The organism is Streptomyces sp. NRRL S-87, from assembly GCF_000719335.1.
GTDB lineage: Bacteria > Actinomycetota > Actinomycetes > Streptomycetales > Streptomycetaceae > Streptomyces.
In genome coordinates, this window is sequence record NZ_JOGB01000001.1 from 98,415 (window position 1) to 118,905 (window position 20,491).

Annotated in this window: 15 protein-coding genes and 1 pseudogene; 9 read left to right on the forward strand and 7 right to left on the reverse strand. The window is 74.3% G+C overall.

Features of this window, described 5'->3' with window-relative positions; all coding sequences use genetic code 11:
• Positions 1 to 11 precede the first annotated feature (11 nt).
• Complete coding sequence (locus IF43_RS0100405) at positions 12 to 617, forward strand: response regulator transcription factor (protein WP_030192467.1); 606 nt, start codon at positions 12 to 14, stop codon at positions 615 to 617.
• A 79-nt stretch (positions 618 to 696) separates the two neighbouring features.
• On the opposite strand, the gene IF43_RS0100410 is transcribed toward IF43_RS0100405, so the two are convergent.
• Positions 697 to 2,463, reverse strand: coding sequence for a N,N-dimethylformamidase beta subunit family domain-containing protein (locus IF43_RS0100410; protein WP_234331905.1), 1,767 nt, complete (start codon positions 2,461 to 2,463; stop codon positions 697 to 699).
• A 347-nt stretch (positions 2,464 to 2,810) separates the two neighbouring features.
• On the reverse strand, positions 2,811 to 3,800 hold the full coding sequence (locus tag IF43_RS0100420) for a BadF/BadG/BcrA/BcrD ATPase family protein (protein WP_030192474.1): 990 nt from the start codon (positions 3,798 to 3,800) through the stop codon (positions 2,811 to 2,813).
• 332 nt (positions 3,801 to 4,132) lie between these two features.
• Between IF43_RS0100420 and IF43_RS0100425 the strand changes: the two genes are divergently transcribed.
• The 5 genes from IF43_RS0100425 (at position 4,133) to IF43_RS0100445 (ending at position 9,728) form a co-directional block, all read left to right on the forward strand.
• Positions 4,133 to 4,546 carry a tyrosinase cofactor gene (locus IF43_RS0100425; protein ID WP_030192475.1) on the forward strand — a complete coding sequence of 138 codons (414 nt, stop codon included), beginning with the start codon at positions 4,133 to 4,135 and terminating at the stop codon, positions 4,544 to 4,546.
• A 167-nt stretch (positions 4,547 to 4,713) separates the two neighbouring features.
• The gene (locus IF43_RS0100430) at positions 4,714 to 5,538 is read left to right on the forward strand and encodes a tyrosinase family protein (RefSeq protein WP_030192477.1); all 825 of its coding nucleotides are present in this window, start codon (positions 4,714 to 4,716) and stop codon (positions 5,536 to 5,538) included.
• A 198-nt stretch (positions 5,539 to 5,736) separates the two neighbouring features.
• Complete coding sequence (locus tag IF43_RS0100435; protein WP_030192479.1) at positions 5,737 to 7,362, forward strand: peptide-N4-asparagine amidase; 1,626 nt, start codon at positions 5,737 to 5,739, stop codon at positions 7,360 to 7,362.
• Positions 7,363 to 7,449: 87 nt separating this feature from the next.
• Complete coding sequence (locus IF43_RS0100440) at positions 7,450 to 8,472, forward strand: helix-turn-helix domain-containing protein (RefSeq protein ID WP_063753253.1); 1,023 nt, start codon at positions 7,450 to 7,452, stop codon at positions 8,470 to 8,472.
• Positions 8,473 to 8,612: 140 nt separating this feature from the next.
• Entirely contained in the window at positions 8,613 to 9,728 is a 1,116-nt protein-coding gene (locus tag IF43_RS0100445) for an epoxide hydrolase family protein (RefSeq protein ID WP_030192484.1), read from the forward strand.
• Positions 9,729 to 9,953: 225 nt separating this feature from the next.
• Here the strand turns inward: IF43_RS0100445 and IF43_RS0100450 are convergent, their stop codons facing one another.
• The 3 genes from IF43_RS0100450 to IF43_RS0100460 all read right to left on the reverse strand — a co-directional run bounded on the left by IF43_RS0100450 (position 9,954) and on the right by IF43_RS0100460 (position 14,567).
• Entirely contained in the window at positions 9,954 to 11,834 is a 1,881-nt protein-coding gene (locus IF43_RS0100450) for an ABC transporter ATP-binding protein (RefSeq protein ID WP_030192486.1), read from the reverse strand.
• Positions 11,835 to 12,030: 196 nt separating this feature from the next.
• Positions 12,031 to 13,290, reverse strand: coding sequence for a DUF2690 domain-containing protein (locus tag IF43_RS37710; RefSeq protein ID WP_078909818.1), 1,260 nt, complete (start codon positions 13,288 to 13,290; stop codon positions 12,031 to 12,033).
• A gap of 122 nt (positions 13,291 to 13,412) precedes the next feature.
• Complete coding sequence (locus IF43_RS0100460) at positions 13,413 to 14,567, reverse strand: N-acetylmuramoyl-L-alanine amidase (protein WP_078909819.1); 1,155 nt, start codon at positions 14,565 to 14,567, stop codon at positions 13,413 to 13,415.
• Positions 14,568 to 15,126: 559 nt separating this feature from the next.
• On the opposite strand from IF43_RS0100460, the gene IF43_RS0100465 reads away from it, so the two are divergent.
• From IF43_RS0100465 to IF43_RS0100475, 3 genes are all read left to right on the forward strand, one after another.
• On the forward strand, positions 15,127 to 16,446 hold the full coding sequence (locus tag IF43_RS0100465; RefSeq protein WP_030192491.1) for a hypothetical protein: 1,320 nt from the start codon (positions 15,127 to 15,129) through the stop codon (positions 16,444 to 16,446).
• A 90-nt stretch (positions 16,447 to 16,536) separates the two neighbouring features.
• The gene (locus IF43_RS0100470) at positions 16,537 to 17,622 is read left to right on the forward strand and encodes an S-(hydroxymethyl)mycothiol dehydrogenase (RefSeq protein ID WP_030192493.1); all 1,086 of its coding nucleotides are present in this window, start codon (positions 16,537 to 16,539) and stop codon (positions 17,620 to 17,622) included.
• Positions 17,623 to 17,787: 165 nt separating this feature from the next.
• On the forward strand, positions 17,788 to 19,092 hold the full coding sequence (locus tag IF43_RS0100475) for an alpha/beta fold hydrolase (protein ID WP_030192496.1): 1,305 nt from the start codon (positions 17,788 to 17,790) through the stop codon (positions 19,090 to 19,092).
• 71 nt (positions 19,093 to 19,163) lie between these two features.
• Here the strand turns inward: IF43_RS0100475 and IF43_RS0100480 are convergent, their stop codons facing one another.
• Together IF43_RS0100480 and IF43_RS40280 are read right to left on the reverse strand one after the other, a co-directional pair.
• Positions 19,164 to 19,715: a hypothetical protein gene (locus tag IF43_RS0100480; RefSeq protein WP_030192499.1), complete on the reverse strand. Its 552-nt coding sequence runs from the start codon at positions 19,713 to 19,715 to the stop codon at positions 19,164 to 19,166.
• A gap of 509 nt (positions 19,716 to 20,224) precedes the next feature.
• Positions 20,225 to 20,341 (reverse strand): annotated as a pseudogene (locus IF43_RS40280) (IS5/IS1182 family transposase); the annotation flags it as partial.
• Between the last annotated feature and the right edge of the window lie 150 nt (positions 20,342 to 20,491).

Genomic DNA, 20,491 nt, shown 5'->3' on the forward strand with positions numbered 1-20,491 from the left:
ACGGGGAGACCATGATCAAAGTCCTGCTCGCCGAGGACCAGGGCATGATGCGCGGCGCCCTCGCGCTGCTGCTCGGCCTGGAGGCGGACATCGAGGTGGTCGCGCAGGTCGCGGCCGGCGACCGGATCGTCGAGGCCGCGCTCGACGCGCGGCCGGACATCGCCCTCCTCGACATCGAACTCCCGGGCCGCAGCGGTCTGGACGCCGCCGCCGACCTGCGCGAGCGCTGCCCGGACTGCAGGGTGCTCATCCTCACCACCTTCGGCCGGCCCGGCTACCTGCGCCGCGCGATGGAGGCGGGGGCCGCCGGGTTCCTGGTCAAGGACGGGCCGGTGGAGGAACTGGCCGCCGCGATCCGCCGGGTCCTGGCCGGGGAGAAGGTGATCGACCCGGCGCTGGCCGCCGCCGCGCTCAGCGCGGGGCCCAGCCCGCTCACCGCCCGGGAGCGGGACGTCCTGAGCGCGGCCGTGGACGGCGCGACCGTCGCCGACATCGCGGCCCGCCTCCACCTGTCCCCGGCTACCGTACGCAACTACCTGTCCTCGGCCATCGGCAAGACCGGCACCCGCAACCGCATGGAAGCCGTCCGCGCCGCCCGCCGCCAGGGCTGGCTCTGACCCGCCGCCGGCGGGCCGCACCGGGCAGCACCGCGGGAGGCGGGCACCGGGCGCGGCGGACGGCGGCCCCCGGGCGGTGTCAGGCGCCGTACACGGAGGCCACGTTGTCCCGCGCCGGGTGGGTACGGCCGGCCGGGCCCGCGGCGAAGGCGCGCAGGAGGTTCTCGGTGACGCGGCGGGTGAAGGCGCCGGCCCGGGCGTCCAGTCCGTGGTTCGCCCGGCTGCGGCCGTCACCGGCGGCGTCGAGGGCCTCCACCCAGCGCATCGTGCCGGTGGCGAACACACCTGCCCCGCTGGGCACCGTGTAGTAGGCCGTGTCCTGGTGGCTGGGTCGGCCGTCGCAGACCACGGGGGAGTGCGCCAGGACCTCCAGCGGGCGCGGGGTCGGGTAGGCCGTGTTCACCTTGTCGTACTCCACGCCGACGAGGTGGGGGAAGCTGTCGCCCGCCTTCACCCCCGTGCCCTCGAACAACCAGTGGTCGGGGTGGGTGACGACGTAGGGCGCGTCCACCGGGTACCCGTCGTAGATCACGCCCAGCAGCGCGCTCTCCGGGTCCGCCCCGGGCGCCGACCGGAAGTCCACCGTCGCCGCCTGCCCGCGCCGGAAGCCGGGGTCCCGCTCGTACGCCGTCTTGTAGCAGACCACCGTGCGGTCCGGTCCGAGCTCGCTCGGCTCCAGCCGGATCCGCCGGAAGCAGCAGTTGGCGCCCAGGACGGCGAGGTTGGTGCCGGCGTCCCGGGCGGCCGCGACGTGCGCGCGCTGCTCGTTCGACCAGTACTCGTCGTGCCCGGGGGAGAGCACCGCCCGGGCACCGGCCAGCGCCCGGCGCTCCCGGGCCAGGTCGATGCCCGTGGTGTAGGCCAGGGGGATGCCCAGGCGTTCGGCGAGGGCGATCAGCGGTGCCTCGTACACGAGGAAGAGCCCCGCCCCGTCGTCGTACTCGTACGGACGGTCGAAGGTGACGGCGAGCGAGCGGCTGGCGTACCGCCCGTCCGGGCCGTTGTAACTGCTGTGCCCGCCCCAGAGGTTGTACGCCTGCCAGGTCGCGACCGCGTTCACGAGGACGGTCCGCCCCTCGGTGCGCTTCGAGCGCACGGTCACCGGCACGTACCGCTGCCCGGCACCGCCCTGCGCGTCCAGCCGCAGCAGGTAGCTGCCCGCCGGCCAGCCGGCGGTGTCGACCGTCGTCGTGCGCGACCAGCGGGTGCGCACCGTCCGGGTCCCGGCCTCGACGGACGGCTCCGGCTGGCGGGTGCCGGCGAGCGCGCCCGAGCGCCACACGAGCCGGGCCCGGGCGCCGCGGTACCAGCCCATCCGGTACGCGGACACGGTGAAACGCGGAGCGGTCGTGGAGACGTGCAGTCCGAAGCGCTCGCCCGGCAGGACGCTGACCCGGTCCGCGAAGCCCTCGACGGCCCGCGCGGGACCGGGCCGGGTGATGCGCCAGGAGGCGTCTCCCGGGCGGGCGTTCTCCCGTACGACGTCCAGGTCCGCGGCCCCTTCGGACGTGCCGCGCGCCGCCGGACGGCGCGGTGCCAGGGCCGCGTGCGGGTCGGCCCCGCCGCCGTCGGGCCCGCCGCCGTCGGGCCCGCAGCCGGCCGTGGCCAGACCACCGGCCCCCACCGCGGCCGCCAGGGCCAGGAAGCGGCGGCGGTCCTCCGGACGCGTCCCGCCGTCCCGGCGGACCGCGGGGTCCGGGCTCGTCCCGCGGTCCGGGCGTATCCCGCGGTCCGGGCTCGTCCCGCGGTCCGGGCTCGTCCCGCGGTCCGGGCGTGTCGAACCGCCCGGGTGCAGCCCGCCGTCGGGGCGTATGTCGTCGTCCGGGCGTATGTCGTCGTTCCCCACGCACGCAGGCTACGGGACGCCCGGAACGGCACCGACCGGGCCTCCCACGGCTCCGGGCGGACCGCCCGCCGAACCGGCGGTGAACTCTGCGACGCCAGCCGCGCAACCGTTCGGAAGGCGCTCGCACCCGGGGTTCCGGAACCCCCGCCGAACCATCGTGAGCGTCACCCACGACATGCAGCAGGCCGCCCGGGTCACGGACCGGTGCGCCTCTTCCTGGCCGAGCAGGGCACCCCGGGCCGGATCGTCGAGCACGGCCCCGACCGAGGTGATGTTCGAACGCCCCCAGGACCCAGGGACCGCGGACTACGTCAACGGCCGCTTCGGGTAGCCGCCCCGCGTGGGCCTCAGAGCGGCACCACGTCGAGGAGTGGCGGCGCCACCGCCCACGGCAGCGGGGCGTCCTCCGCCGCGAGTGCGGCGGCGATGCGCAGGGCGCCCAGCAGCGGCGGCCCGTCCGCCGGGTGCCACCGTGCGCCGGGCAGCGCCGCGCCCGTGCGGCGGCGTACGGAGTCGGCCAGGCCCGGCAGCGCGAACAGGCCCCCGGTGAGGGCGAGGCAGGGGTCCGCCAGCCCGGTCGCGGCCGCCACCGCGCTGGCCGAGATCTCCTCGGCGGCCCGGTCCACGATCGCGGCCGCCGCCGGATCGCCCGCCGCGGCCGCCCGCCCCACCTCGGGTGCGAAGCCCGCCAGCAGCGCCGCCCGGTCCGGGCGCGGTTGGAGCGTGCCGGGCAGTCCGGTCACCGGGCCGAAGCGGTCCACCGCGGCCCCGTGGAGGACCGCGGAGCCGCCCGGCCGGCCGTCGTGGTGCCGCAGCGCGGCCTCCAGGCCCGCCCGGCCGATCCACGCGCCGCCACCGCAGTCGCCCAGCAACTGCCCCCAGCCGTCGGCCCGGTGCCAGCCCGTCCCCGGCCGGCAGCCGAGGGCGACCAGGCCGGTGCCGCCCGCGACGGTCACCCCGGCGCGGGTGCCGAGCGCCCCGGCGTACGCGGTGACCGCGTCGCTCGCCAGGGCGAGCCGCCGGGCGCCCGTGGTCCGGGCCAGCGGCCCGGGCAGCCGGGCGGCGAGGTCGCGGCCCAGCAGAGCCATGCCGGTGGCGCCCACCGCCACGGCCACCACGGCGGGGCCGCCCGCCCGGGCCAGCAGGCCCTCGAGGGCGGGCAGGACGGTGGCCAGCAGGCCCCCGGCGTCGTGCCCGGCGGCCGTGACACGGGCCGGGGCTTCGAGCTCCGTGCCGTCGGCCGGTTCCGGGTGCCCGGCCCGCCCGAGACGGGCCAGGGCCACCCGCACGCCGGTGCCGCCGACGTCGATCCCGGCGATCCAGGGCTCCTCGGCCATCGGGTGCGCTCCTTCGCTTTCCGGACAGGTTGGCGGTGTGAGGCCGACCATAGCGCGCGGCGAGGACCGTAAATCTTCCTTGTCTACGCGCGATGATCGGAAGATATTCCCGCGCAGGGCCGTGGGGGTCGACGCCTCCGAAAGATCAACTTTGTTGTTGCGCAGGCAACTTATGACTACATGTCCTGATCGCAGCCCACCGCCCCCCGCCGTTTTCCGGAGGTCGGTTACCCCCTGGTACTCATCGCTCTGCCGGGTGCGGAGAGGGGATCGCGCCCGGCTCTCCGGCCGACCACCGGACCACCGACCACCACCACACCAGGGGGACACCCATGTCCGAACTCACCCGCCGCCGCGCCGTCGGCGCCACCGTCGGAGCCGTCGCCGCGGCCGCCGTCGGAGCCGGAGTCGCCCGGGCGGCCACCGCCCCCCGCCCGACCGCCCCCGTCGGCCGCGCCGCCCACAACGGCCACGGCGGCCACACCGGCCACGGTTCGCTGCCCGCCTTCGACGAGGTCTTCCAGGGTCGCCGCATCCAGGGGGCCCCCGCGACCGGCGGCCACCACGCCGAGCACGGCGCCGGCTACGCCGTCCGCATCGACGGCCGTGAACTGCACATCATGCGCAACGCCGACGGTACGTGGATCTCCGTCGTCAACCACTACGAGACGTACGCCGACCCGCGGGCGCTGGCCCGCGCGGCCGTCGTCGAGCTCCAGGGCGCCCAGCTCGTCCCCATGGTCTGACGGGCCCGGGCCCGGGCCCAGGCCCCTGCCTCGGGCTCCGGCCTCGGGCCCCCGGCCCCGCCGGCCACCGCCCCGCGGTCCGGCACCCGCACGCCCGCACGCACCGCCCGCACGCACCGGCCGTACGACCGGCACCACCCGCACCACGCCGCGACAGGAAGATCCACGTGACCATACGCAAGAACCAGGCCAGCCTGACCGCCGACGAGAAGAAGCGTTTCGTCAACGCGCTCCTCGAACTCAAGCGCAACGGCACCTACGACACCTTCGTCACCACCCACAACGGCTTCATCATGAGCGACACCGACAGCGGTGAGCGCGTCGGCCACCGCTCCCCGTCCTTCCTCCCCTGGCACCGCCGCTTCCTGCTGCAGTTCGAGCAGGCCCTGCAGGCCGTGGACCCCTCCGTGGCCCTCCCGTACTGGGACTGGACCACCGACCGCGACGCCCGCTCCTCCCTCTGGGCCCCCGACTTCCTCGGCGGCACCGGCCGGTCCCGCGACGGTCAGGTCATGGACGGCCCGTTCGCCTCCTCCGCGGGCAACTGGAACATCAACGTCCGTGTGGACGGCCGCGGATACCTGCGCCGGGCCCTCGGCGCCTCCGTGGCCCAGCTGCCCACCCGCGCCGAGGTCGACAGCGTGCTGGCCATGACGACGTACGACACGGCCCCGTGGAACAGCGCCTCCAACGGCTTCCGCAACCACCTGGAGGGCTGGCGCGGCGTCAACCTGCACAACCGCGTGCACGTCTGGGTGGGCGGCCAGATGGCCACCGGCACCTCCCCGAACGACCCGGTGTTCTGGATGCACCACGCCTTCATCGACAAGCTCTGGGCCGACTGGCAGAAGCGCCACCCGAACTCCCCGTACCTGCCCGCCGCCGGCACCCCGGACGTCGTCGACCTGCACGACACGATGCGCCCCTGGAACGACGTGACCCCGGCGGACATGCTCGACCACACCCGCCACTACACCTTCGACACCGCCTGATCCGCCGCTCCGGGCCCTGACCCGCCGCATCGGCTCCGATCCCGCCGCTCCGGCGCTCGCTCCGCCCCGCCCGGCCGCACCGGTCGCCGCCTCACCCCCGTCGGTGGCGGCCGGTGCACGTACGGTGCGTGCGGTTCCCGCCAGCGGGCCGGAAGCGCCCTGGCGCGCCGGTACCCGCGGGCGGTTGACTCCGGGGCCATGAGACGACAGAGGATCACGAGCATGCTGAGCGGGCTCGCGCTGACCGCGGGGGCCCTGCTCGGTGGGGCCGGGACCGCGGCGGCGGACGGGCCGCCCGCGGAGTTCGGCACCGACTGGCACGACCCGGTCACCGCCGCCCCGCCCGTCGCCCGCCCCGCCGGCCCCTCGTGCCGGGTCACCCTCGCCGCGGCGCAGTTCCGCGACTTCACGCCGTACGAGGGCAGCTACACGCCGCCCGCCGCCTGCGGTCCCGGCGACTGGAGCGCCGTCGTGCTGCGCCTGGACGGGCAGGTCAAGGGCCGCCAGTACGACCGCCTCGGCCACCTCAGCGTCGGTGGCGTCGAGATCCTGCGGACCTCCACCCCCGAGCCCTCGCCCGACGGCATCACCTGGTCGGTCGAGAAGGACGTCACCCGCTACCGCGACACCCTCCGGCGGCCGCAGCCGGTCGAGATGCTCATCGGCAACGTCGTCGACGACACCTACACCGGCGTCATCGACGTCACGGTCACGCTGGACTTCTACCCGGCCCGCGCCGGTACCGGCGGGACGGGCGGCCCCGGGCGCCGGACCCCCGCCCGCGGGGTCCCCGACCGGGTGCTCCCGCTCGGCCCGGGCACCGTCACCACGCCCCGCAACACCGAGCGGGTGCTCGCCGAGGTGTACGCCACCGGATCCGGCGGCGGCTGCGAGGAGTTCTGGTACCTCACCGTCCCCGACGGCGCGCCGTACTCCTGCAAGGCGACCGACGGCCCGTACCGCGAGGTGCAGGTCTCGGTGGACGGCCGCCTCGCCGGCATCGCCGCGCCTTTCCCGCACGTGTGGACCGGCGGCTGGTCCAACCCGTTCCTCTGGTACGTCGTACCGGCGCCGCGCGCCTTCGACGTCCAGCCCGTCGTCTACGACCTGACCCCGTTCGCCGCCCTCCTGAACGACGGCCGCCCGCACGCCGTCACGGTCTCCGTCGCCGGCGTCCCCGCCGGCCAGTCGGGCTGGAGCACCCCCGCCAACCTGCTGCTGTGGCAGGACGAGGGCCGACGCGTGGTCACCGGCGCCCTGACCCGCGCCGAGGCGGGCCCGCTCACCGGCTCCTCCGTGCACACCCCCGGCACCCCGCACCGCCTCGACACCCGCGGCGGCCACCGCCTCACCACCTCCGGCTACCTGGACACCTCGCACGGCCGCGTCACCACCACGGTCACCCGGACCCTCGCCCACACCTCCGTGCACCGCTGGACCGAGGACGAGAACCAGGACGCCCTCGCCGCGACCTGGACCGACCGGGAGAGCGTCACCACGGGGCGCACCACCACGCGCACGGACCGCACCTACACCCTCGACGGCGCCGTCACCCTCGGCGCGGACGGCCGGCTGCGCACCGTGATCACCATGGGCGACCGCGCCGACGGCACGGTGCTGCGCGACGGCCGCCGACTGGCGTGGTCGCGCCTGGACGACCGGTACACGGGCGACGCGTCGTACACCTCCGGCGTCCCCCGCGACCAGCGGCACGCCGTCGGCACCAGCACCGAGCGCTACCGGCTCACCGGTCCGACGGGCTGCTACGACCGTGAGATCGGCACCGAGCAGGGCGTGCTGACGGTGGATCGGCACAACTGCTGACCCCTCCGCAGAACCGTTGCGGCACCCCCTCCGTCCCAGAGCAGTGAAGGAAGTGACGGAGGGGGAGCGCGCACGATGTGGCAGGGCATGTCGACGGACCTACTGCCGGCGACGGACCGGTTCGAGTGGTTCACGGACCTGGTCGCACGGGAGTTGATACCCGTGGGCCTGCGCAGTCAGGAGCCGGTCGCCTTCCAGGCCGAGGCCGCCGCCCTCGACCTGGGCGCCGTACGGGTGTCCCGGTTCTCGCACACCGCCCTGGTCTCGCGCCGCACCCCCGCCCACATCCGGCGCGGCGACCCCGAGCAGTACCAGCTGGCCCTGGTCAGCCGGAACCCCATGTGGATCAACCAGAACCGGGGCGAGTCCGGGCTGCTCGACGGCGACCTCGTGCTCTGGGACAGCTCCCGCCCCCAGGAGGCCGGCGCGATGGAGGGCGCCCGCCGGTCGTACTCGATCATCCTCCAGATGCCGCGCACCGCCCTGCCGCTGCCCGGCGACAAGGTGGACCGACTGCTGGCGCACCGGATCTCCGGCCGCCACGGCATGGGCGCGCTGCTGGCGGACTTCATGAACTCCCTGACCCGGCACGCCCCCGACTGCGGCCCGGCCGAGCTGGGCCGGCTCGGCACGGTGGCCGTGGACCTCGCCGCCGCCTGCCTCGCCCAGCAGCTGGACGCGGCCGACGAGCTGCCCCCCGAGACCCGCAACCAGGCCCTGCTCCAGCGGATCGACGCCTTCATCGACCACCACCTCGCCGACCCCGACCTCGACCCCCCGGCCATCGCGGCCCGGCACAACATCTCCGTCCGGACCCTGCACCAGCTCTTCCGCGACCGGGCGCGGCGCGAGCCCGGAGGTCCGGGCAGCGAGAGCGTGGCGGCCGCCGTGCGCGGCCGCCGGCTGGAGCGCTGCCGCGCCGACCTGGCCCGCCCCGAACTCGCCGACCGCCCCGTGTACGCGATCGCCGCCCGCTGGGGCCTGCCCAACGCCGCCGCCTTCAGCCGCTCCTTCCGCGCCGCGTACGGGCAGACGCCCAGCGAGTTCCGTGCGCTGAACGTCAAGGAATCCTGCGCGCTGCGCACAACGTCGGCCCCGCCGCCTTCCTAGTGTGGTGATCACGCCGGACGGAGCCCACCGACCGGTGACCCACGGAGGACGGAGGATCCATGTCAGACCACGCCAGCGCCGACCGCGCCAGCGGTGGCACGGCCGGCACGGCCGGCACCGACGGCACCGACGGCACCGAGATCCGCCCCTTCCGCATCGACGTCCCGCAGGACGCCCTCGACGACCTGCGCGAGCGGCTCGCCCGCACCCGGTGGCCGGACGCCGCGCCCGACGAGGGCTGGGCGTACGGCGTCCCGCTCGACCACGTCCGGCAGCTCGCCGAGTACTGGGGCGGGGCGTACGACTGGCGGGCCCACGAGGCGAGGCTGAACGCGTTCCCGCAGTTCATCACCGAGGTCGACGGCGCCGACGTGCATTTCCTGCACGTCCGTTCGCCCGAGCCGGACGCGCTGCCGCTGGTGCTCACGCACGGCTGGCCCGGCTCCTTCGCGGAGTTCGCCGACATGATCGGCCCGCTCGCCGACCCCCGCGCGCACGGCGCGGACCCCGCGGACGCCTTCCACGTCGTCGTCCCCTCCATCCCCGGCTACACCTTCTCGGGCCCGACCCGCGACCGCGGCTGGAGCTCGCGCCGGGTGGCCGCCGCATGGGACACCCTGATGCGGCGCCTGGGCTACGAGCGGTACGGCGCCCACGGCGGGGACGCCGGCGCGCTGGTGGGCCGCCAGCTCGGCCTGCTCCACCCCAAGGGGCTGGTCGGCACGCACGTACTGCAGCTCTTCTCCTTCCCCTCCGGTGACCCGGCGGAGATGGCGGGCCTCAGCGAGGACGACATGGCGCGCCTCGCGGTCCTCGCGAACTTCCAGGACAAGGCGGGCTTCTCCGCCATCCAGTCCACCCGTCCGCAGACCCTCGCCTACGCGCTGACCGACTCGCCCGTCGGCCAACTCGCCTGGAACGAGCTCATCATGGGCATGGGGGAGGGCAACGGCCTGACCGCCGACCAGATCCTCACCCACGTCACGCTGTACTGGCTGACCGCCACGGCCGGCTCCGCCGCCCGCCAGTACTACGAGGACGCCCACGACGCCGGCGCCCTCGAGGGCCCCAACACGGCGCCGACGGGCGTGGCCGTCTTCGCGGGGGATTTCCTGTCCATCCGCCCCTTCGCCGAGCGCGACAACACCGACATCGTCCACTGGGCGGAGTACGACCGCGGCGGCCACTTCGCCGCCATGGAGGTGCCGGACGTGCTCACCGAGGACATCCGCACCTTCTTCCGCGCCCTGAGGTGACCCCACGAGGACGTCCTGAGGTGACCTCCCACGGGGGTGGGGGTCATCCGGGAAACCCGCGGACGCGGGTCCGGCCCGATCGCCGGATCCGCGTCGCGCCGGACCCGTGACCGCGTACGGCCCGCCCACGGGGGTGCGGGCCGCACGCGGCTCACGCGTGCCCGGCCGCCGGCGAGGGCAGGCCCGTGAGCCGGGGCGACATGGGTGACACCGACGCTCCGGGCCTCATGCGTGCCCGGCCGCCGCCGGGTTCTCGAACTGCGTGCGGTGCAGCTCCGCGTACCGGCCGTCCCGCGCCAGCAGCTCCGCGTGGGTGCCCCGTTCGACGATCCGGCCGTCCTCCACGACGAGGATCAGGTCCGCGGCGCGCACCGTCGACAGCCGGTGCGCGATCACCACCGCCGTGCGCCCTTCCAGGGCCTCCGCGAGCGCCTCCTGCACGGCCGCCTCCGAAGTGGAGTCCAGGTGCGCCGTGGCCTCGTCGAGGATCACCACCCGCTGCCGGGCCAGCAGCAGCCGGGCGATCGTCAGGCGCTGCCGCTCACCGCCCGACAGCCGGTACCCCCGCTCGCCCACGACCGTGTCGAGCCCCTCGGGCAGCGCGGCCACCAGCCCGTCCAGCCGGGACCGGCGCAGCACCTCCCACAGCTCCTCCTCGGTGGCCTCCGGACGGGCCAGCAGCAGGTTCGCCCGGACGGTGTCGTGGAAGAGGTGCCCGTCCTGGGTCACCATGCCGAGCGTGTCGCGGATCGACTCCGCCGTCAGGTCGCGCACGTCCACCCCGCCGATCCGCACGCTGCCCGCGTCGGCGTCGTACAGCCGCGGCAGCAGTTGCGCGATGGTGGACTTGCCGGCCCCCGAGGAGCCCACCAGCGCCACCATGCGGCCGGGTTCGGCGCGGAACGAGATCTCGTGCAGCACCTCGGTGCCGCCCCGGCCGTCGAGCACCGCCACCTCCTCCAGCGAGGCCAGGGAGACCTTGTCGGCGGCCGGGTAGCCGAAGCTCACGCCGTCGAACTCGACGGAGACCGGCCCCTCCGGGACGGTGCGCGCGTCCGGCCCGTACGCGACGAGCGGCTCCAGGTCCAGCACCTCGAAGACCCGCTCGAAGCTGACCAGCGCGCTCATCACGTCCACCCGCGCCCCCGCGAGCGCGGTCAGCGGGGCGTACAGCCGCGTCAGCAGCAGGGCCAGCGCGACAACCGCGCCGGGCTCCAGGCTGCCGCGCAGCGCGTAGTACCCGCCGAGCCCGTAGACCAGCGCGAGCGCGAGGGCGGAGACCAGGGTGAGCGCGGTGATGAACGCGGACTGCGCCATCGCGGTCCGCACGCCGATGTCGCGCACCCGGCGGGCCCGGTCGGCGAACTCGGCCGACTCCTCGGCGGGCCGTCCGAACAGCTTCACCAGCGTCGCGCCGGGGGCCGAGAACCGCTCGGTCATCCGGGTGCCCATGGCCGCGTTCAGGTCCGCCGCCTCGTGCTGCAGCCGCGCCATCCGCCGGCCCATCCGACGGGCGGGCAGCACGAACACCGGCAGCAGGAGCAGCGCGAGCAGGGTGATCTGCCAGGAGATGCCCAGCATGACCGTGAGGGTGAGGACCAGGGTGACGACGTTGCTCACCACGCCCGAGAGGGTGTTGCTGAAGGCCCGCTGCGCGCCGATCACGTCGTTGTTCAGGCGGCTGACGAGCGCGCCGGTGCGGGTCCGGGTGAAGAAGGCCACCGGCATGCGCTGGACGTGGTCGAAGACGGCCGTGCGCAGGTCGAGGATGAGCCCCTCGCCGAGGTTGGCGGACAGCCAGCGGCCCACCAGGCCCAGCCCCGCCTCCGCGACGGCGATGACGGCGATGAGTACGGCGAGCGCGGTCACGTGACCCGGGTCGGACCCGCCGACGATCGCGTCGACCACCCGCCCGGCGAGCACGGGAGTCGCCACCGCGAGGAGTGCGGACGCCACGCTGATCAGCAGGTACAGGCCGATCCTGCGCCGGTGCGGGCGGGCGAAGGTGCCGATGCGGCGCAGCACGGCGCGGTCGAAGGGCCGCCGCTCGGTCCGCTCGTTCATGGCGCTGTGCAGCGAGCGCCAGGCTGTGGTCTCCATGTCCATGGTCCGACGCTACGGCGCCCGCCCGGCCGGCGGAATCGGCCGTGCGCCCCGTCGCGGGGCGTCCGGAGTCCTAGGCCGCAGGTCGGTCCCGGGCCGCAGGTCGGTCCGGGGTGAGGTGCGGGTCGGTCCGGGTCGCAGGTCGGAGCCCGCCGGCCCCGGGGAGGGGCCGGCGGGCGCAGGAGCTCCCTCGGTCGGCCTACGGCTTGATCTTGCCGAGCGGGTCGCATTCCTGTTCGTGCTGGGCGGGGATCTCGCCGCAGATGGTGATGGTCTCCCACGTCTCCGTGGGCGACACCGCCAGCATGCGGGTGTACGTGTCGTGCTCCATGCGGATCTCGGCCGTGTCGGAGTTATCGCGCTTGTCCCGGATGGTGACCCGGTCGCCGATGTTGCCGCCCTCGATGCGGCCCCACACCGCCTGGCACGCGGGGCTGTAGCGGAGCTGGATGCTCATGCCCCGCAGGAACGTCCGCCGGACCGTCTTGGCGTCCCACTGGCAGTCCTCGGCCTGCGGTTCCCGCCGCCAGCAGGTGTCGCTCTTGCAGCCCGGCTTGGCTGCCCCGCCCGCGTTGGTGACCTTCTGGGCGCTGTCGCCCGCGTCGGCCGCCGCGTCGCCCCCGCCCCCACCGGGGGTGTCCGGTGCGTGGGAGGCCGTGGAGCCCCCCTTGGCGGAGTCCTTGCCGGCCTCCTTGCCGCTGCCGCCCAGGGCGAGCACGGTGAACAGACTGCCCAGGAGGGCGCCGGCCACCACGCACACCAGGAGCGGTACGGCCCCCCGCCAGCCGCCCGGCAGCCACCGCGCGAGGCGGGGAGCGGCGGGCGCCGCCGCGGCACGGGACTCCGGCGCCCCCTGCGCGCCGCCGCCCGGGCCGTGCTCCCCGTCCGCGGCCGCCGGGGTCCCGGCTGCCGCGGCGGTCCCCGACGCCGTCCCCGAGGCAGTCGCCGACGGGGACGCGCCGGGCGTGGCGGACTGGGCGGACAGGGCGGTCGTGACCGGTGTGCCGGTTGTGCTGGTTGCGCCGGACGTCCCGGTCGCGCCGGACGTGCCGGATCGCCTGGCCGAGGGCGAGGTGCCCTGTGCGTCCGGCACGCGTGCCGTGGTCGGCGTACCGGGCGCACCCGACGTCCCCGAGGTCCCCGGCCCCCCGGACATCGGTCCGGCGGCCTGCGGAATCGATTCCTCGGATGCGCTCGCCTCACGTGCCACGACGAGTTCGAGCAACGTCAGCAGCGGTGCCGGGTCCGCCCCGGCGGCCGTCGCGAACTCCTCGACGGCCACCCGGGTGGGCACCTGCTTGCCGTTGAGGAACCGCTCCCACGAGGAGCGGCTGTAGTGCGTCTTGTCCGCAAGCCGGTTGTAACTCAGCTGCGACGCCTCCTTGATGCGTCGCATCTCGGCGAAGAGGTCACCTCTGGAAGAGTCGTCTCCGTCGGCTATCCCTGCTCCCTGCGTCATCAGGTGGCCCCCTTGTGGTTCTCTGCTGTCGCGCGGTCGGCGTTGCGCGCAGCCGAGCCCCAATTATGAGCCAACTTTGAGCGTGCTCATGACGAGGGTCCCCCCGCGGCAGCAGGCCCGGATCAGGCGAGCAGCCGGCTCCAGGTGCGCGCGTCCACCACGCCGTCCGCGGGCAGGCCACGGGCCGTCTGGAAGGCCTTGACCTGTCCTTCGGTACCGGGTCCGAAGAGGCCGTCCACGTCGGCCGGGAAGCCGAGCGTCGTCAGCCGGTTCTGGACCGCCTTGACCGCCGCGCCGGCGCCGCCGCGGGAGACCGGCGCGCACAGCTGGAGCCAGGTCTGGTTGCCCGCCCAGCCGTCGACGGTCGCGGTGACGAACTTCTGGAAGGCGGTCACCGCGGCCTCGGTACCGGGCCCGAAGGCCCCGTCCACGGTGATCGTCGAACCGCGCTGCACCAGCAGGTACTGCAGCACCCGCACCCGCTCGCCCGAGTCGCCGTTGTGCAGCAGCGGCCACACCGGGGCGGTCGGGTCGCCGCCGATCAGCGCCGCGACGTCGGAGCGCAGCTTGGGCAGGAGGGCGTAGAGGCGGTCGCCGGGGCACAGGGTGCTGTTGAAGTCGCGGTGCCCGTAGATCTGGTAGGGGCGCAGCCCGTACTGCCGGCAGATGTACGCGCACAGGCCCACCAGGGCCTCGTACTGCTCGCCCCGCGGCTCCTCGGTCAGGTACGTGCCCTCGTTCTCGATGCCGACGGCGATGGTGTTCTGGCCGGTGCAGTGCGCCGACTCGACCATCTGCGTGCCGGAGCGCAGCCCCGCGAGGCTGCCGTGCCGGCCCTCGGTGATGTACGCGCCCCGGCTGATGGTGAAGTTCTGACCGGTGTCGATCCAGCCCCAGGTGTCCATCTGGTGCGTCTGCATGGCGCGGGCGAGGGCGACGGAACGTCCCTGCGAGTAGTCCGTGACGTTGTCCGTCCCCGTGTGGTGGACGATGATCTTCTGCGGGCCGGTGGCCAGCACCTTGATCGGGCTCTTGGACGGCCGGGCGCCCCAGGTGTCGCAGTCGGTGATCTGCGGTTCGTCCGCGGAGGTCCCCGGTTCGCCCGCGGCGTGGGCCGTGCCGGCCGTGCCGGGCAGACCGACGGCGGTGAGCGCGCCGAGCGCGAGGGCACCGGTGAGGAGGGTGCGGCGGCGCGGGGTCGGGTGCGGGTGTGCGTGCTCGTGCGGGCGGCTCGGCGTGGGCGACGTGGGCGACGTGGGCGACTTGGGCGACGGCATGAGAGGTCCGTTCGGGTCGTGGCGGCGGGGTCGGGAGAGGCCTGGGCCGGGACCGGACGCGCACCGGCACTGCCGTGTTCCAGGGTCCGGTACGGATGCGTGACGGCGTATCACCCGCTGGATGGCATACGGGTGATCCGCCGTCGCGACCGCTGGCAGATGTCCGGCACCCCCGTGACCGGACAGCCTTCCGACGGTCCTGAACGCTAGAGATCGAACCGGGGCGCCTTCAAGCGCGGCAGGCCCCCGGGACGTCCCGTGGCGTCCCAAGGGACCTCGTGGGACACCGTGGGACGGCCCCCGCACCGACTCCCGCGGAACGCTCCCGCCCCGCGCCGACGCGGCTGCCGACACCGTCGTGGCCGCAGGTCACGCCCCGTGGCGGGGGCCGCGGACGGCACGCGCATCCGGGACGCCCCCGGGACGCCCGGGACGCCGGGACGCCCGCCCGCGCACCTAGTGTCGAGACGACGCCCCCCGTACACCCCGCACTCCGGTGGTGCCGGAGCAGCACTGCCGCACGGCACGGCGGGCACAGCAAGATGAGCAAGGATCCGTCATGCCCCCACCCCGCCGCCGCCGTTCCGGCTTCCACGCCCTCGCGCTGACCGCCGTGCTTCTGGCGGCCGGCTGCTCGGCGGCCCCGGAGGGCGCGGTCCCGTACGCGGCCCCGGCCGCCCCGCCCCAGGCCGTCGCGCCGGACGGGCGGCCCGCGGACCCCCGCTCGTCGGACGGCGGGTGGCTGGAGGGGCGGGGGTCGGACGGGTGGCGGTCGGAGGGGCTGGGGCCGGACGGCCGGTGGCCGGATTCCCCGGGGCCGTACGCGGGTCCGGACCCGGCGGCGAGTGCGGCCGCGGCGGCCGGCTCCGCCCCCGACACCTCAGGCTGGACGCTGCCCCTGCTGGCGTACCAGCCGACCGACGCCGAGCGCCGCCTCCTCGTCCGCGCCGAACACACGCTCACGCGCACCTGCATGGCGGACTTCGGCTTCGACTGGCAGCCCCCGGCCGACCTGCCCGTCGTCGGGCCGCGCAACGTCATGGACTGGCGGTACGGCAGTCATGACGCCGAGCTCGCCGCCACCCGGGGCTTCCAGCCGGACGCCGCCGAGCAGGCACGCTACGCGGCGGCCCTGCGCGCCGAGGACGCCCGGCCTCCCCTGGCGCCGGAGGCCCGGATCGCCCTCGACGGCGTGGTGGCGCTCGGTGGGGTGGGGGCCGGGGCCGGGGCTGGTGGTGAGTCAGGTGCTGGGTCTGGGTCTGGGTCTGGTGCAGGGGGTGGTGTGGGTCAGGGTGAGGGTGTTGGTGTCGGTTCGACCCGTGCCGCGGCACCCCACGTGGTCCCGGCCGGGCGGCTGCGCGGCATGCCGGTCCCGGTCGGGGGCTGCCGCGGCGAGGCCCGGGTCCGGCTCGGCACGAGCACGTACGGGAGCTCCGCGCTGGTCGCCGAACTCCTCGCCCGCTCCCTGCGCGAGGCGGCCGAGACCCCGGCGGTGCGGGCCGTCTTCGCCCGCTGGTCGGCCTGCATGCGGGCCGCGGGCCATGCCTACCGAGACCCGCTGGCGCTCCGCGAGGACCCGGCCCTCTTCGGCGCCGGGGCGGCCGGCGGGGGCGGTGCGCACGTGGTCACCGCACGGGAGACCGCGACCGCTCTGGCCGACATCCGGTGCCGGGGTGCCCTGCGGGTCGCCGAGTCCTGGCACGCGGCCGAACGCTCGGTACAGCAGCGCTACATCGCCGTGGGCCGGGTCTACCTGGCGGCCGAGCGCCGGGCCCTCGACGACGCCCTGCGCACCGCCCGGGCGGTGGACGCCCACCCGCGCACGTACGTGGCGGCCGGGGCGGGCCCGGGGCGACTGCTTCCGGCCGCGGCGGAATGATCGGGACGGGTCGCGGCGCGGGCGTCGTGTCCGCGCCGGGCGGCTGCTAGCTTCGAAGATCCGGTCGGATCTGACAAAGGCGGTTGTACTGTGACGCACCACGTACGAGGTGTCATCGCGCGGTCCAAGGGCGCACCGGTGGAGACCACCACGATCGTGGTCCCCGACCCCGGCCCCGGAGAGGCCCTGGTCAAGGTTCAGGCGTGCGGTGTGTGCCACACCGACCTGCACTACCGCGAGGGGGGCATCAACGACGAGTTCCCCTTCCTCCTCGGCCACGAGGCCGCGGGTGTCGTCGAGGCCGTCGGCCCCGACGTCACCTCCGTCGCCCCCGGCGACTTCGTCGTCCTGAACTGGCGGGCCGTGTGCGGCAACTGCCGCGCGTGCAAGCGCGGCCGCCCCTGGTACTGCTTCGCCACCCACAACGCGACCCAGCCCATGACCCTCGAGGACGGCACCCCGCTCTCCCCGGCCCTGGGCATCGGCGCCTTCGCCGAGAAGACCCTGGTGGCCGCCGGGCAGTGCACCAAGGTCGACCCGGCCGCCTCGCCGGCCGCCGCCGGCCTGCTGGGCTGCGGCGTCATGGCCGGCCTCGGCGCCGCCATCAACACCGGTGGCGTGGGCCGCGGCGACTCGGTCGCCGTCATCGGCTGCGGCGGTGTGGGCAACGCGGCGGTGGCCGGCGCCCGCCTGGCCGGCGCGGCGAAGATCATCGCGGTGGACCTCGACGACCGCAAGCTCGAGCTCGCCCGCGGCCTGGGTGCCACCCACACGGTCAACGGCGGCTCCGAGGACGTCGTCAAGGCCGTCCAGGCCCTCACCGACGGCTTCGGCGCCGACGTCGTCATCGACGCGGTCGGCCGCCCCGAGACCTACCGGCAGGCGTTCTACGCCCGCGACCTGGCCGGCACGGTCGTGCTGGTCGGCGTACCCACCCCGGAGATGCGGCTCGAACTGCCCCTGCTCGACGTCTTCGGGCGCGGCGGCGCGCTCAAGTCCTCTTGGTACGGCGACTGCCTGCCCGAGCGGGACTTCCCGGTCCTGATCGACCTCTATCTCCAGGGGCGCCTCGACCTCGACGCGTTCGTCTCCGAGACCATCGCCGTCGAGGAGGTCGAGGAGGCCTTCGCGCGGATGGAGCGCGGGGAAGTGCTGCGGTCCGTGGTGCAGTTCTGAGCCTCTGCGTTTCTGAGCTTCTGAGTTTCTGGATTTCTGCGCTTCTGCGCCTGGGGTTCGGGCTTTTACCTACCCCTCTGCCTACCTCCCTCCGTACGGGGTGCCGGGTCCTCGTTCCTCCCTCCGGCACCCCGGTACGAGTACCGCCGCCGAAAGAGCCCCCTCATGACCAGCAGCTACCGCCAGCCCGGCGTCGTCCTGACCGACCACCACTTCACCGTGCCGCTCGACCACGACGACCCGGGCGGGGAGACGATCGAGCTGTTCGCCCGCGAGGTGACCGCCTCCGGGAAGGACCCCGCCGGGCTGCCGTGGCTGCTCTACCTGGAAGGCGGCCCGGGCTTCGGCGCCCGCCGCTTCACCGGTCGCCAGGCCTGGATCGGCCGGGCCGTCCAGGAGTACCGGGTCCTGCTCCTGGACCAGCGCGGCACCGGGCGTTCCACGCCCGCCAACCGCCAGACCCTGCCGCTGCGCGGCACGCCGGCGCAACAGGCGCACTACCTCGGACACTTCCGCGCCGACTCCATCGTGCGTGACTGCGAAGCCGTCCGCCCGCGGCTGACGGGCGGCGCCCCCTGGACCGTCCTCGGCCAGAGCTTCGGCGGCTTCTGCACCACCCACTACCTCTCCAGCGCCCCCGAGGGGCTGGAGGCCGCCCTCATCACCGGCGGCCTGCCCTCCCTGGACGCCACCGCCGACGAGGTCTACCGCGCGGCCTATCCCCGGATCGGGCGCAAGAACCTCGACCACTACGCCCGCTACCCCATGGACATCGCACGGGCCCGGCGCGTCCACGAGTACCTCCACGAACACGGCCTCACGCTGCCCAGCGGGCGCCGGCTCACCCCGGAGGCCTTCCAGTCGCTCGGCCTCGTGCTGGGAACCGGCGACGGCAGCCACCAGCTGCACTACCTCCTGGAGGGCGCCTTCGTGCGCACCCCCGGCGGGTACGAACCGTCGGACGCGTTCCTCGAGGGCGTAGAGGCCGCCCTGTCGTTCGCCGGCCATCCCCTCTACGCCCTGCTGCACGAGGCGATCTACGCCCAGGACCCGGCCCGGGCCACCGGATGGGCGGCCGAGCGGGTGCGCGCGGAGTTCCCCGAGTTCGACGCGGCCAAGGCGCTGGCCGGGGACGGGCCGGTCCTGTTCACCGGGGAGACCGTGCACCCCTGGCACTTCGAGTCCGACCCGGCGCTCGTCCCGCTGCGCGAGACCGCCCACCTGCTCGCCGAGCGCACCGGCTGGCGGCCCCTCTACGACCGGTCGCGGTTGGCGGCCAACGAGGTGCCGGTCGCCGCTGCCGTCTACCACGACGACATGTACGTCGACACCGCCCACTCCCTGGACACCGCCCGTGCCATCCGCGGTCTGCGCACCTGGGTCACGGACGAGTACGAGCACGACGGCGTCCGCGCCGGCGGGCCCGTGGTCCTGGACCGGCTGCTGGGGTTGGTGCGGGGAGAGCTCTGAGGGGGTTGAAGGCTGAGGAGCAAGGCTCGGGGGCGAGGGGCGCTTTGAGGGGGATATGGTGTCTGAGGTCCTCACCCGGGCTGTTTGTACGCTTTCCATGAGTACTTGTCGGCGCTTCGGGGGCCCAAGTTCATGATGTCACTGAAGTAGTCCGTGTAGCCGATGGACGGGCTGAATACCACTTCTGGGTAGACTCGAAGGACCATTCCATCCGGGATGAGTGCAGAACCGAGCGGCACCTGGGGGTGCGTTTCCTCCTGGGGAAAGTTCTCCGGCCCGACGACCCGAGCGGCGCCAGTCATTTGCGGACCTTCGTAAATGACGATCTTTCTGATCTCGGGCGGAGGGTCAGCCGCTTTGTAGACGACGGCCGAACTCGCTCTCCTCGCCCACCCGCCGAGGTCCGGGACATCTTGACTGATGTCCAGATGGCCACCCTGGAAGTGCCAGTGCTCATAGAGGCGCACTACCAAACCTGAGGGCACCTTGACGGAACAGACTGCGTCGTTTCCGATACTCAGATCCGATGCGTCATAGGACCCTTCGGCGAGGAACTGGCCCAGGCCGAGGAAGTTCTTGTCCGCGAAGAGGATGACACGATCGCCGGATTCGATGCCAGGCATGCCGATGCTCCAAGCGTGGGATGGGCACCGCTCGCAAAGACGGTCAGGGCTTTTTCGACTACTGCTCTACTGCACCGCCGCCGGCTCGGTTCCGCCTCGCGGGCCCTCTGGCAGGAAGCCCTCCATCGCAGGATACGTTGCGGGTTCTCCGATGTCGATTTATGCGGTCCCGGCCTGGGGTGGGCACCTCGTTCAGTGGCGGGTAACTCGGATGAGGAAGGGGGTACTTCGGTCGTCGGACAAATTGACGGGAGATGGCCTCCAACTGATCGTTTCAGGTTTCCGTCCTGCGGAGACGCTGGCGGCTCATGGAACAATCCCTGCAGCCACGGGCTCAGGGGGGCGACGCTGTATGGAACGGGTGGGGGCTGCACGGGAGCTCGTGCTTGGTTACGTCGAGGCTCTGAAGGCGGTTGACGAGGCCATGAAGGCCGCGATCCCGTCGCTTGAGCGACTCGCAGATGTCCTCGGCCTGGTCCGCTCGCGCCGAATCGTCAGCCGGAGTGGGCACGGAGCCGTTTGAACTGGTGCAGCCAGGCGAAGGCGCGCTCGACCACCCGGCGCACCTCGTCCAGTCCGGAGCCGTGGGCGACGCCGCGTCGCGCGATCAGCGGCTTGATGCCCCGCTTCCACAGCAGGCGGGGGATGCCGGCGGCGCCGTTCGGGAGGCGGCGGCAGAAGGGGGCCACCCGCTCCCGCAGGTCGTCCGGAACAAGATCAGCACGCACCCGGACACGCTGCCGACCAAGATCGGCGAGTGCAGGACCCGCGGCTCA